Raw genomic sequence first — 13,539 nt, 5'->3', positions numbered from 1 at the left:
CGCCCTCCTTTTACGGTATAGTTGTTTCAAAAACGATGTACTAATCTCTACCGCCTATATTTATTTTGTAAACTCAACTACTGCGTAAGGTTCTTTATCCTCCGCGTTGAGAACTACAGCTTCTTTATTTTCTGTCATATATACTTCCGGAATGATAACATTATCCAGTACTGCCTGACGTTTATATTCAGCACGAAGCTGACCAACTTTAAAATCCTCAGGCAGATGATCCGCTGCCATCCGGATATACTGACAGTTATTCACATGATGATTGGTGTCCAGATGATGCTTCTGTACGGAAAAAGCATTCTGCATTTCCCGTTCCTTCGGAAGCGCGATCTTTCTTGGTGCATAATCCATCTCTATTTTTTCGCCCAGATCATAGGGATCTGTATCTGCCGGTGTCAGCTTTTCCGGAAGACCGGTTTCTGTATTGATAAAGGACCAGTAGGAATTGGCCCATGCCAGCTTCTCACCATCCATTGTCTCAAGAATAAAATTACGCATTCCGATAAATCCACGGAATCCATAAGGAATTGTTGTTACTTTTATATTTTCACCAAGCTTTGGATACCGCTTCACGATCACCTGCCATGCAGAAAGTACCCAGGCTCTTTTCTGTTCCTTTAATACTTCCATACCGACTCCTGTCTGCTCGGATTCAAAGGTACAGCAATCCTGAAAATAATCCAGAACTCCCGGCAACGTCAGGCAGCCATCTTCTCCGATCTCACTGAATCTTACTCGACTCTCAAAACTGTAACTCATTCATGCCTCCTGTCATACTGTCTATACTTTATTGTAACACTTGGCAGAAAGAAACGCACTTGTTTTTTTGGCGCAGCGGATTGCGAATATTATCAGTGAACAGCAACTTGCAAATATCTTCTTATTTTTGAGCACAAAAAAAGTACCTCTCAACCGAGGTACTTAAGAAGCAGGGCTACAAGGATTCGAACCTTGAACTGACGGAGTCAGAGTCCGTTGCCTTACCGTTTGGCGATAGCCCTATGTGTTTTGTTTTTCGCTTGCCTTATCGCTTGCGACGGATGTTATTATATAACAGCTTTTTTGAAATTGCAACCCCTTTTTTTAATTTTTTTTATTTTTTTTCAAAATTTCTTAAACTGCTGTTAAAACTCCCTATTATATGCGGGTTTACGCAGTAAAAAAAATTTTACAATCCACTCCTTTGTGTTATAATAAGCCGTATAATAAAAAGAGCGGAAACAACCGTGTATTTCCCTCCGGTCACAATATCCGGAGGCATCTAAAGGAGAACGCTATGCGAGCAAATAACCTTACTCTGCTCACGGACCTCTATGAGCTTACCATGATGCAGGGATATTTCAAAAATCCTACCAACCAGACCGTTGTCTTTGATATGTTCTACCGCAACAATCCATGCGATGGCGGTTTTGCCATCTGCGCAGGACTGGAGCAGATGATCGAATACATCGAAAATCTCCGTTTCTCAGAAGAAGACATTACCTATCTGAGAAGTCTTGGCATCTTTGAGGATGATTTCCTTGAGTATTTGAGCAACTTCAGATTCACCGGTGATATCTACGCAATTCCGGAGGGGACCGTGATCTTCCCACGAGAGCCGATGGTCAAGGTTATCGCACCGATCATGGAAGCTCAGCTTGTAGAGACCGCCATCCTGAACATTATGAACCATCAGAGTCTTATTGCCACTAAGGCAGCACGTGTATGCCACGCAGCCAAGGGCGATCCAATCATGGAATTCGGTCTTCGCCGTGCCCAGGGTCCGGACGCCGGAATCTTTGGTGCCAGAGCGGCAGTGATCGGCGGATGTGCAGGTACTTCCAACGTACTGACCGGCCAGATGTTTAACGTTCCGGTTCTCGGAACACATGCTCATTCCTGGATCATGAGTTTCCCGGATGAGTACACTGCCTTTAAGACCTATGCGAGACTTTACCCGAATTCCTGTACTCTTCTGGTTGACACCTACGATGTCCTGAAATCCGGTGTTCCCAATGCGATCCGTGTATTTGAGGAGATGCGTGAGGAAGGTATCCAGCTGAAGAACTATGGAATCCGTATCGACAGCGGTGATCTTGCATATCTTTCCAAAAAAGCTTACAAGATGCTGGCTGCTGCCGGTTTCGATGATGCTACCATCTCTGCCTCCAGCGATCTTGATGAATATCTTATCGAAAGCCTGAAGGCCCAGGATGCCAAGATCAATTCCTGGGGCGTCGGAACCAAACTGATCACAGCCGATAACAATCCGGCATTCGGCGGCGTATACAAACTTGCCGCTGTAAAGGACGCTGACAGCGATACCTTCCAGCCGAAGATCAAGCTTTCCGAAAACACAGAAAAGGTTACCAACCCGGGCAACAAGACTGTATACCGTATCTACAGCAAAAAGACCGGCAAGATCAAGGCCGATCTGATCTGCCTTGCAGATGAGAAATTCGATCTGGAAGAAACTATGGTGATCTTCGACCCGGTTGACACCTGGAAAAAGACCAAGGTTCTTGGCGGAACCTACGAACTCCGTGAGCTCCTTGTTCCGGTAATTAAAGGTGGTAAGAGCGTTTACCAGTCTCCATCTGTCATGGAACTCCGCGACTACTGCAAACAGGAGCAAAACACACTGTGGGATGAATCCAGACGTTTTGTAAATCCGCAGAAGGTTTATGTAGATCTCTCCCAGTCACTCTATGACATGAAGAAGGCTCTCCTGGAAGAAATGAGTGAAAAAGAGCTCTGATAAACAGAAATAAGCATTCATAAACCCTCCTTTCTTATCATAAGCTTATGGATAAGGAAAGGGGGGTTTTTATTGCACAGAGAATTTTATACCCGGCTGATCAGCAGGGAGCATCCTCTGCCGGAAGCCTTTGTGCCGGAACATCTCATCGATATCGGACTTCCATTTGAAGCAGCGCCGGGAGATCCGAAGCGGCTTCTGGAGTATCAGGCTGCAAAAGCCGCTTCCCAGCTTTTCCATGCCTGTCACAGATGCGGTCTGAACCTGTGGGCAGTTTCCGGATATCGTTCCTACCAGCGACAGAAGGAGCTTTTTACGGGAAGTCCTTTCGTTGCAGAGCCTGGAACAAGTGAGCACCAGAGCGGACTTGCTCTGGATGTCTCCTGCCCTTCCATCCATATGGAGCTCTCCGAAAGGTTTTCCGCAACAGGTGAAGGCCGCTGGCTGAAAAAGAACGCTCCGCTCTATGGTTTTATCCTCCGGTACCCCAAAAACAAAGAGGAGATCACCGGCATCCCTTACGAGCCATGGCACATCCGCTATGTGACCAAACCTCTGGCTTCCTGGCTCACTATCACAAATCTGACTCTGGAAGAATACCACTGCTTTCCTTCACGGTGTCCGCACCCTCCCTGATCTGCTGCTTCCGGTATCTGATATTTATATACAGCTCTGCGGATATTTTTCCTACTTTCTATGCACGCCCTACTGCTCCATCTGTCTGCCAAGAAAACCGGCTGCTGTGCGGACAAGTGCACGCTCCGTGTCACCCATTTCCGCTTTTTCACTTCTGGCCAGAAGGATCACAGCCCCGATCGCATCGCTGGCACACAGGACAGGCTGTATCATTTTTCGTTCAAAAGAATCACTGTCATCAACAATGATCGGAATATTTTCCCTGCTGCTCCGACTGACCAGTCTGCATTCTCTGCCGGCAATGACTGCATCCAGATCAGAACTGATCTCTTTGCCTTCCAGTTCCCGGCTTCCGCTGCCACATGCCGCCACGACCTGATCACGATCTGTAATACAGGCAGTCAGTCCGGTGGTCTGTACCAATGCTTCCGCATATTCCGCAGCAAACGTATTCAGCTCTCCAATGGGCGAATATTTTTTCAGAATGATCTGTCCTTCCCTGTCTGTAAAAATCTCCAGTGGCGTTCCTTCTTTGATCCGCAGTGTCTTTCGTATCTCTTTTGGAATCACAACCCTGCCCAGATCATCAATCCTGCGAACAATTCCCGTTGCTTTCATCTTCCTGAATTCCTCCTGTATTTTCTGTTTATCGTACGTCAATGTTATGTCAACTATTTGTTTTTCATATGGTTATTATGCGAAAAACTGGGAGAAATATGCATAAAAATCTCTTATTTATCCGTCGCAGGAGCCGCATTGTCGTATGCCTGCTGCAGAAATAAATCCCGATAAAGTTTTTTTGAAAATAGGGGTTGCATTTTTGAATAATAGTGGTATAGTATTCGTATACTTGATATGTAGTTTTGAATACTACATGTTATTTTATCAATTTCTACATTGTTGTGTCATAAACTGTCACAATGATCCATCATTGATGAACCGATCATGAAGTTGTCCATATGATATAAACAGCAGATTTTTTGCAGGAGGTGTTTTTATATGAAATTTAAATTAAAAGATCCGGGAAGCGCCATAACCCACGGAATCGGCATGCTTCTTGCCGTGGCCGGAGCCACTCCGCTGATCGTGAAGGCGGCCAGAAGCGCAGATGTTCTTCATGTTTTTGCGGTAAGTGTTTTTATCCTTACCATGATTCTTCTTTACCTGGCAAGCACACTTTACCATTCCGTAAACTCCACAGCCAAGGTGAACCGCCGTCTGAAAAAAATGGATCACATGATGATCTTCGTGATGATTGCCGGCAGCTACACTCCTGTATGCCTGATCGTTCTCCACGGACGCACCGGCTATATCCTCTGTGCCCTCGTATGGACTGTTGCCATCATCGGAATGATCCTCAAGGGCTGCTGGATCAACTGCCCGAAATGGCTTTCCTCTGTGATCTACATTGGAATGGGCTGGCTGTGTGTACTTGCTTTTGTTCCGATCTTCCATAGTCTGCCCCGCGCAGGCTTCGGATGGCTCCTTGCCGGCGGCATCATCTATACCATCGGCGGTGTGATCTATGCCCTGAAACTTCCGATCTTCAATGCGAAGCATAAGAATTTCGGCTCCCACGAAGTATTTCATGTTTTTGTGATGCTGGGAAGTGTGTGCCATTTTGTTGTAATGTATTTCTTTGTAGCCGGTATGGCGATCCACTGAGTTGCTCTGTAATCAGATAGATAACAATCTCACCTTTTGGATACCAAAAAAACTTAAAGCCCCAGAACACGGACAGACCTCAGGAAGTCGAAGTTATGACTTCTCTGAAGCTTCCTCATGTTCCGGGGCTTCTTATTATGTCTGATCCAGCCTGTAATCCCGATGATCTCAGCCGATGGTCAGTGTGGAAAGACCACTGCAGTTAAAATATGCAAATGCTCCTATAGTCTGAACACTGTCCGCAATGTCAAGCTTTACAAGCTTTTCGCAGTCTGCAAATGCATAGGCTCCGATGCTGGTAATGCCCTCCTTGATCCGGACCTCTGTTATCTGGTCACGGTATCCGTTCCAGGGAACTTCTTCCTCATTTTGCCATTCATTCATGGCTCCCTGTCCTGCGATCTCGAGAACTCCGCTTTCATCAAGGCTCCAGGATATGGTATTCTCCTCCGCTCCGCAAAAACCGCTCTTTTCTTCTGCCTGATCGGTTTCTGTTTCCATATCTTCCGATGCTGCGTTCTCCTCAAATGCTGCTTCCGGCTGATCTCCCTGATCATCCGGGAGCATTTCCTGCGGAATATCCGCTTCTTCATTTTCCGGAAGCTCTGTTTCTTCCGGTGTTTCTGATGTATCTTGTGTCTCTGGATTATCCGGTTCTGCCGGCTCATCTGACATCTCTGGAGTTTCTGAAATCTCAGATTTATTTTCCGGTTCTGCTGTGTCCATTACCGGGACATCTTCCGTTTCAGTCCCTGTAATGGATTCTGCCGACAGATCCGTCACAGTATCCGATACAGCTTCTTCTGTCTCCTCCGCACTGAATGTATCCGCTGCAAAAACACTTTCCATCCATATCCCGCAGGTCAGCATACTGACAGCTGTAAGCCCTGCGAGTATTTTTTTATTTATCCTCATTTCCATGCCTCTACTTTCTGATCCTTACTGCTTTTACCTTGCTCCAGGAAGAATAATATTTCTTTGTTCCTGATTTTTTGTATGTGCGGATCCTTACGTAATACGTTTTGTTTTTCTGAAGCTTTGTCAGCGTGTATTTCGTTTTGGATGCTCCGGACACTGTTTTTTTGCTTCCGGATCTGAAATTTTTGTTTACGGAATACTGGATCTCATATCCGGTCACATATCCGTTTTTCTTCCATGTGATCTGCGCTTTTCTGCCTGACAGGTTCTTTGCCGTCGTCAGAGTAGTTCCTGCCGGGTTGACTGTGACTGTAATGTGCTTTGTGGCGGCATTATATCCTGCTGTGGCGGAAGAACGGATCGTGATCCTTGCACTGCCGGTGAATTTTGCCGCAATCGTGATCCTTCCTTGTTTGTCTACCTTTACAGATTTACTGCTGGAAGAATATTTCAGCGGAGCTTTCCCATAAACTTTTGCATTGATGCTGATATTCCGGGCTTTTACATACCAGGTCCGCCGGATATTGGAGGCTTTGATGGTATTGCTGCGTTTTGTTACTTTGATGGTGCAGAAGGTGGAGCCGGAGGTATAATTGGTTCCCTTTGCAGCGTATGCCATGATCGCCGCGGTTCCTCCGCCTTTGATGGTTACTTTACCGGTGGCTGGATCTACAACGGCAGCTTTGGGGTTACTGGAGCTGTAGGTTATGGTTCCGTCTGTTGTTTTTTCAGACAGTGCACAGAGGAATGGTTTTGTGCCGTATTTTACAGTTATTGTTTTTCTGTCAAATTTCAGGCTCGGCTCTGTCTGTTCGATAAGAAATCCTGCTTTGTAGGTTCCGCTGTAATTTCCGGCTCCTGTGATCTCCAGCTCTGCATTTCCCGCATTGATGTTATTGCTGCATTTTACAGTGTAATCTGTGTTTTTCCGCAGTGTATGGTTTCCATCCATGATGATCATTTCCGGTGTTTTTTCGGTTCCGTCATAGGTGTATTTCTGCTCTGCGATCCTGATATCACACAATGCAAGGCTTCGTTTTGCCGGACTGCCTGTTTTTGGATCCCATGGTACCCAGGTAATATTTCCACCGTAATCCCGGAGGATATCCAGGGACCAGGTTTTGTCTGTGTATGGATAGTATACGGTTGCAGTTACATTTTTGAAGATGTTATTTCCGAGTTTCGGGCTGTTGCCGTAGAAATAGATATTCTGCAGATTTTTGCTGTCTGCAAATGCGTTGTCGCCTATTTCTGTTACGTTTTCTTTGATATTCAGATTCACCAGGTTTGTACAGTTGCTGAATGCGCCCGGTTCGATCACCGTTGCATTTTCCTGAAGTGCTTTTCGGATCTCAAAGGTTTTTGTTGCTGTTCCTGTATAATCGCTGTCGGTTTTGGCGATCACGGTGATCTTTGCTGTTCCCGGATTTACATTATCTGCAAAATATACCTGATAGTCTTTTCCTTCTGTCAATGTTTTTTCGTTGTAAGTGATGGTTACTGTTGGTGCTTTTTCAGTTCCATCGTATACATAGGTCTGTTCTGACAGCTGAATGCTGCAGGCTGACAGAGCGATCTTCGCTTTTTCCAATATCGGAAGCTGGCGGTATTCTTTGTGTGATGCATTTCTTCTGCAAACTCTTTCTGCCTGTCCCGGTTCTGTATAAGTTGCAGCCTTTATTGTTTTCCACTCTCCGTAATCATGACCTAACGCTGCTGTTGTGGTCTGGGCTTTGAGTACGGTTCCGCAGACGCTGCAATGGCTTCCTTCTGTCTTTCCCGCTGTTTCGCAGGTGGCTGCTACCGCCGCGTCTTTTACTGCTTTATGGCCTGTGGCTGCGATTGTTTCTGTGCGTGTTTTCTTGCAGCGGGTACAGGTGTAGGTCTTCGTTCCGGCTGTGGTGCAGGTTGTTGCTTTTGTTACTTTTCCGCCATCCCAGCTGTGACCTAATGCTGCCACTGTGGTCTGGGCTTTGAGTACGGTTCCGCAGACGCTGCAATGACTTCCTTCTGTCTTTCCTGCAGTCTCACAGGTAGCTGCTACCGCTGCGTCTTTTACTGCCTTGTGACCTGTGGCTGCGATTGTCTCTGTGCGTGTCTTTTTGCAGCGAGTACAGGTGTAGGTCTTCGTTCCGGCTGTGGTGCAGGTCGCTGCTGTTGTTACTTTTCCGCCGTCCCAATTGTGACCTAGTGCTGCTGTTGTGGTCTGGGCCTTAATTACCGTGTTGCAGACACTGCAGTGGCTTCCTTCGGTCTTTCCTGTGGTTTCACAGGTTGCTGCTACTGCTGCGTCTTTTACTGCTTTATGGCCTGTGGCTGCGATCGTTTCTGTGCGTGTTTTCTTGCAGTGGGTGCAGGTGTAGGTCTTCGTTCCGGCTGTGGTGCAGGTTGCTGCTTTTGTCACCTTTCCGCCGTCCCAGCTGTGACCAAGCGCTGCTGTTGTGGTCTGAGCTTTGAGTACGGTTCCGCAGACGCTGCAGTGACTTCCTTCGGTCTTTCCTGCGGTCTCACAGGTGGCTGCTACCGCCGCGTCTTTCACTGCTTTGTGGCCTGTGGCTGCGATTGTCTCTGTACGTGTTTTCTTGCAGCGGGTACAGGTGTAGGTCTTCGTTCCGGCTGTGGTGCAGGTCGCTGCTTTTGTTACTTTTCCGTTATCCCAGCTGTGTCCAAGTGCTGCTGTTGTGGTCTGGGCCTTGAGCACGGTTCCGCAGACGCTGCAATGGCTTCCTTCTGTCTTTCCTGCGGTCTCACAGGTGGCTGCTACCGCTGCGTCTTTTACTGCTTTGTGGCCTGTGGCTGCGATTGTTTCTGTGCGTGTTTTCTTGCAGCGGGTACAGGTGTAGGTCTTCGTTCCGGCTGTGGTGCAGGTCGCTGCTTTTGTTACTTTTCCGTTATCCCAACTGTGTCCAAGCGCTGCTGTTGTGGTCTGGGCTTTGATCACGGTTCCGCAGACGCTACAATGGCTTCCTTCGGTCTTTCCTGCGGTTTCACAGGTGGCTGCTACCGCTGCGTCTTTTACTGCTTTATGGCCTGTGGCTGCGATCGTTTCTGTGCGTGTTTTCTTGCAGCGGGTGCAGGTGTAAGTCTTCGTTCCGGCTGTGGTGCAGGTTGCTACTTTTGTTACTTTTCCGCCATCCCAGCTGTGACCTAATGCCGCCACTGTGGTCTGGGCCTTAATTACCGTGTTGCAGACACTGCAGTGGCTTCCTTCGGTCTTTCCTGTGGTTTCACAGGTTGCTGCTACTGCTGCGTCTTTTACTGCTTTATGGCCTGTGGCTGCGATCGTTTCTGTGCGTGTTTTCTTGCAGTGGGTGCAGGTGTAGGTCTTCGTTCCGGCTGTGGTGCAGGTTGCTGCTTTTGTTACTTTTCCGTTATCCCAGCTGTGGCCTAGTGCTGCTGTTATGGTCTGGGCTTTTATTACTGTGTTGCAGACGCTGCAGTGGCTTCCTTCGGTTTTTCCTGCTGTTTCGCAAGTTGCTGCTACCGCCGCATCTTTTACTGCTTTGTGGCCTTCCTTAACAACGGTTCTTGTGCCGAGTTTCTTTAAAGTACCACCGCTTCCGGTGCCCGAATTATCAGCATACATCACCCATATTTCCAGAGTATTATTTCCTTCCTTCAAGCTGCTTCCGGAAATCTTCACTTCATATGCCCTGGCATTCGGGATAGTCTGTGTAGTGGCATTCGCGGATGTAGTATAACTGATTCCATTTACCACATATTTAAAAAGTGAAATCTCTTTTGAACTGTCTCCGGCCCATCCTTTAAGGATAACCGCATCACTGTCCTTACAGCTGATCTTCGTATTATCAGCCGGTGAAAGGATCTCATCACCAGACTGTACTTCCTCCGAAGTATCATCATAAAATTCCACACTTACCGTATAAGACTTCTTTGTAACCCCATCCGGTGCTGTAAGCGTATATACAACCGGGTTGGTAAAATCATGCTTCGTATTATTCCAGAATTCTTGGGGAAGTTCAGTTCCCATGCCCATGCCAAACTCGACCGAAGGCTGCAGCGCCGTAACATTCGTCCCATTCGGCACCCGAAGAACGATCGTATCCTCCCCGATCACACCGATAACATCCTGCTTCAGTCCAGGATTTTCCACCTTCTTAAGCACAAAGCTGTAAAATGCTGCCTGATCAGAAGGAACCACATGGATCGTCACAGTCACCTGAATACTCTCCTGTGTCTCTGTGTCGCTGATCTTATACTGCGAACTGTAATCTCCGGCTGACGCCGTAACAACACCTGTGTAGCCAAAAGCATTATATTTTTCTCCAGGCAGATTCGTGCGTTTCAATCCTGCCGGCAGCTTTTCCTCAATCACTGTAGTCGCATACGTTCCACTTCCACCAGTCACATTATCTGTGCACGGATACTGCGCCGCACTTTTTCCTGCACTGACATACAAATCCAACGCCGGTACAGTCAGCGGACTCCGCACCGTGATCATCGATGATGCCGCAACTACCGAGCCATACTCTGACGGCAGTTTATCCGTCGCATAAAATACGATCATACTTCCGCTGTCATCACTTTCCAGAACCTTATCTGCTGCAACCGTTGTAAAAGATCCATTCTTTCCAAAAGCAACATGAACGCCATATTTCTCCAGCTCATTCGCTTTAAATATCGGAGTCTGCGTCCCATCATTATATGTGATCTGCAGTTTCACACCGGACAGATCCAGCGTATTCCCAACTGTAAACTGAGTTTTTGCCGGTGCTGTAAGCACGGAAAGCCTCGTTGCTTTTCTGGCTGTTACCGTAATACTTACCGGAATTTCTTTTCCAAAATAATTGAATATCACAGAGGTATCCTCAGACTTCAGCGGACCTGTTTTATCATAGGAGAAACCACTGTAAATATATACATAACGTCCACCTATCGTGGCAAAAAAGCTGGCGCCTGAAGGATCAAACTTCTGATTTTCACTGTATGTCGTCTTCGGACGCCCGGAAAGCTCAATCTTTGTAATATCACTGGCAGATGGTTCTTTGACTGTCATCGACCAGCCGGTCTGTTTTCCCTTATAATTGATCGTCAGTTCCCTTGTCCCCGTTTCCGAATTTTCAAATCCGGTGATCATATCCTTCGTGATCGTTACTGATGTAGAATTATTAACAATAAGCTTTCCCCAGTACGCCGGAACTTCTCCCACGTAACATTCTTTCGGTACACCGGAAACAGAAAGCGATCTGATCGCCGATGCATCTGCACGTTCCGGCAATCCATCCTGGGAAATCTGCCAGTCTCCGTCGAAGCTCCAGCCTTTATATGAGTTCGGATCCTTCATCTGCTCTGCTGTAAGAACACCGCCTGTTGTAAGTGTCTGTTCCGTGTTTGTCCCAATAAGCGCTCCCTGGCCGTTTTTACCATAACAGTTAGAAACATGTCCATTCAGACCGCTAGCAGAATTGAGTACATTTGCATTTACCTGTGCACAGATCTGACCTGTAACTGCTGTTCCGCCAGTCACGCGAAGCGTACCTGTAAAAGCACACTGTTTCACATATCCGCCCATTTTTCCAAACTGTTCGATCCGGCCGGCAATGCCGCCAAGGTAAACCTGATAAGAATTTCCATTGGCCTGTGTGACAGAAAGATTTCCTCCTGCAACACATTTTTCAATAGTACCAATGTTTACTCCTGCGATACCACCAACATAGCTGTCTGTAGCTGTCATGGATATGGAAATATCTACTCCGGACGAACAGCCGCTGATAGTACCGGCCACCTCGTTCTCTCCGACAATCCCGCCAAAAGCCGGGTGGCTCATGGAACTGGTAGAACCCATATGTCCTGTTATTGTTCCGGTCACCTTGCAATCCTGGATCTTACCGGTATTATACTGTGCCACAACACCATGGATGTCATGACTGTCATAATCAAAATCCGCAACAATATTCAAATCCTTTATCGTTCCTGCATTCTGCTGGATCAGAGGCTTTTGGAGACCGGTTATTGTGAAACCTGCTCCGTCCAGCGTTCCACTGAAATACGATGCCGAAAAATTTGTCCTTCCGTCTGTACTGATATTTTTTGTCAGACGATAGCATGCTCCCTGGTTCGCCTGGATCAGATTAAGATCATCGACTGAAGATATCTTATATGGATTTGCAGACGTACCATCTCCCTCTGCCGGTGCAAGGGAAGAGCTTCTGCTTCCAATGATACGATAAACAATCCCTGCTGAGCCATCCGTCGGAACGGTAAACTTGCCATTCGACAGCTTCACCAGGATTGCCGATGCTGCCGGCAATGTATGATTTTCATTACTGTCTCCTGCATAAACCGGGAATGTCGCAGCCTTTGCTGCAGCAATGGTATCCCCGTAAAAGCTGTATTTACCGGAACTCTCACCGGCTGCAACTGCCGTATAAAAATCCGCCATAAGCTCCTTAAACGAAACTCCGGTTACTTTCTCCAGATATTGCTCACAGCTGAGTGAAGAAGCATTGATCGTATAAAACTTTGGAAGCACCTTCATAGGCTGATAGCTTCCTGCCATCCGGTCGATAACATATCTTACAAAAAGATACGGCATTCCATAGTCTTGTGCATTGTCATCCCGGTAATTCTCATAGATCAGCGAAGCTCCTGAGCGGATGGTCGTATTACTTCCAATACCATTCAGCCAGCCGCTGCTGTCCGTTCCTCCCCAGAGATAGTCCATGACAGCCACTGCAAGACCCTCATTCAGCCACGAATATCTGCCGGTACTCATAAATCCGGTTTTCAGCCAGAGGATTGCATGCTGTCCCTCATGAACAAGAAGGCCGTTTCTCTTTGACATTTCCCCCGAAACATAAGAGGATGCTGACGGTGTGTTGATATGGATCGCTGTGATCCCCTCATCATACATATACATACCGCTGGCACTGCTTAAAGACTCCAGCAGGATCGACAGCTTGCCGGAGCCATCCTGTGCCGGAAAATCACCTGCACAGAGCTGGTTAAGGATACGGTAAGGCTGACCATCGTAGACAGCTGCCATATCCGCGGCGATCAGAGATGTTTTCCTTGCAGTATCGTAATCTGCCTTCATGTTCTCATCCATCCACACATAGCAGTGTTCACCAACCCCGATGCAGACATATGTTTTTCCATATGTATCATGGCCGTTAGTTCTATAAATGTACTTTTTTTCACCTACCTGATAGGTGGTCGCCGCAGCCTGTACAGCAGTCAGCATTGGCTGGTCATCCTGCATGTATGCCTGCAGCTGCTCATCCTCCAGGATCTGTACCTGTCCCACATCTGCTGCCTCTCCCGCAGTTTCCTCTGCAGCTGCCGCCTGCGCCGATGCATCGCTTCCACTCTGCACGACTGCATAATCTTCTGCTTCAGAGTCTGCCGCCTGTGCCGATGTCTCGTCAAACTGCAAGGTTCCCGTATTTCCGGGATTTGTGGTATCTGTGTTAATGATAACTGCATATTCCCCGGAAAATGTTTCTCCTGGCTTCCCCTCCTGAACTGCTGCAAAAACATCTGTTCCGCAAAATAACCCCAAAAACAAAAAACAGCACATAAGCCGGAGACAAAAATCTTTTGTCTTTTTCATC

General features: G+C 47.3%; 7 protein-coding genes and 1 tRNA gene. 3 read left to right on the top strand and 5 right to left on the bottom strand.

From position 1 onward, the window contains the following. Positions 1 to 60: 60 nt before the first annotated feature. Positions 61 to 768, bottom strand: coding sequence for an acyl-[acyl-carrier-protein] thioesterase (locus tag MUB50_RS12680; protein WP_118626587.1), 708 nt, complete (start codon positions 766 to 768; stop codon positions 61 to 63). 170 nt (positions 769 to 938) lie between these two features. Then, positions 939 to 1,010 (bottom strand) — tRNA-Gln (locus MUB50_RS12675). A 275-nt stretch (positions 1,011 to 1,285) separates the two neighbouring features. On the opposite strand from MUB50_RS12675, the gene MUB50_RS12670 reads away from it, so the two are divergent. Beyond that, positions 1,286 to 2,746 (top strand): nicotinate phosphoribosyltransferase, encoded by a 1,461-nt coding sequence (locus MUB50_RS12670; RefSeq protein WP_118626585.1) that lies wholly within the window; start codon positions 1,286 to 1,288, stop codon positions 2,744 to 2,746. A 72-nt stretch (positions 2,747 to 2,818) separates the two neighbouring features. Beyond that, positions 2,819 to 3,382, top strand: a complete 564-nt coding sequence (locus MUB50_RS12665; RefSeq protein WP_059086458.1) for a M15 family metallopeptidase — start codon at positions 2,819 to 2,821, stop codon at positions 3,380 to 3,382. Between the two features lie 69 nt (positions 3,383 to 3,451). Here MUB50_RS12665 and MUB50_RS12660 read toward each other — a convergent pair whose 3' ends face one another. Beyond that, positions 3,452 to 4,000 (bottom strand): stage V sporulation T C-terminal domain-containing protein, encoded by a 549-nt coding sequence (locus tag MUB50_RS12660; protein ID WP_118626583.1) that lies wholly within the window; start codon positions 3,998 to 4,000, stop codon positions 3,452 to 3,454. Positions 4,001 to 4,381: 381 nt separating this feature from the next. On the opposite strand from MUB50_RS12660, the gene trhA reads away from it, so the two are divergent. Further along, positions 4,382 to 5,047 (top strand): PAQR family membrane homeostasis protein TrhA, encoded by a 666-nt coding sequence (trhA, locus tag MUB50_RS12655; protein WP_118626581.1) that lies wholly within the window; start codon positions 4,382 to 4,384, stop codon positions 5,045 to 5,047. A gap of 168 nt (positions 5,048 to 5,215) precedes the next feature. Here the strand turns inward: trhA and MUB50_RS12650 are convergent, their stop codons facing one another. Then, positions 5,216 to 5,962, bottom strand: coding sequence for a leucine-rich repeat protein (locus MUB50_RS12650; RefSeq protein WP_182434043.1), 747 nt, complete (start codon positions 5,960 to 5,962; stop codon positions 5,216 to 5,218). A 10-nt stretch (positions 5,963 to 5,972) separates the two neighbouring features. Further along, positions 5,973 to 13,538: a leucine-rich repeat protein gene (locus MUB50_RS12645; protein WP_244791266.1), complete on the bottom strand. Its 7,566-nt coding sequence runs from the start codon at positions 13,536 to 13,538 to the stop codon at positions 5,973 to 5,975. Position 13,539 lies beyond the last annotated feature (1 nt).

Origin of the sequence: Blautia sp. NSJ-140 (assembly GCF_022868965.1) — a bacterium.
Lineage (GTDB): Bacteria > Bacillota > Clostridia > Lachnospirales > Lachnospiraceae > Blautia_A.
This window is presented reverse-complemented; position numbering and strand designations above follow the sequence as displayed.

What these genes read in the sequence shown, in the direction of transcription:
- MUB50_RS12680 (WP_118626587.1), bottom strand. Translation starts at nt 768, where the DNA reads ATGAGTTACAGTTTTGAGAGTCGAGTAAGATTCAGTGAGATCGGAGAA.
- trhA (WP_118626581.1), top strand. Translation starts at nt 4,382, where the DNA reads ATGAAATTTAAATTAAAAGATCCGGGAAGCGCCATAACCCACGGAATC.
- MUB50_RS12650 (WP_182434043.1), bottom strand. Translation starts at nt 5,962, where the DNA reads ATGAGGATAAATAAAAAAATACTCGCAGGGCTTACAGCTGTCAGTATG.
- MUB50_RS12645 (WP_244791266.1), bottom strand. Translation starts at nt 13,538, where the DNA reads ATGAAAAAGACAAAAGATTTTTGTCTCCGGCTTATGTGCTGTTTTTTG.
- MUB50_RS12670 (WP_118626585.1), top strand. Translation starts at nt 1,286, where the DNA reads ATGCGAGCAAATAACCTTACTCTGCTCACGGACCTCTATGAGCTTACC.
- MUB50_RS12660 (WP_118626583.1), bottom strand. Translation starts at nt 4,000, where the DNA reads ATGAAAGCAACGGGAATTGTTCGCAGGATTGATGATCTGGGCAGGGTT.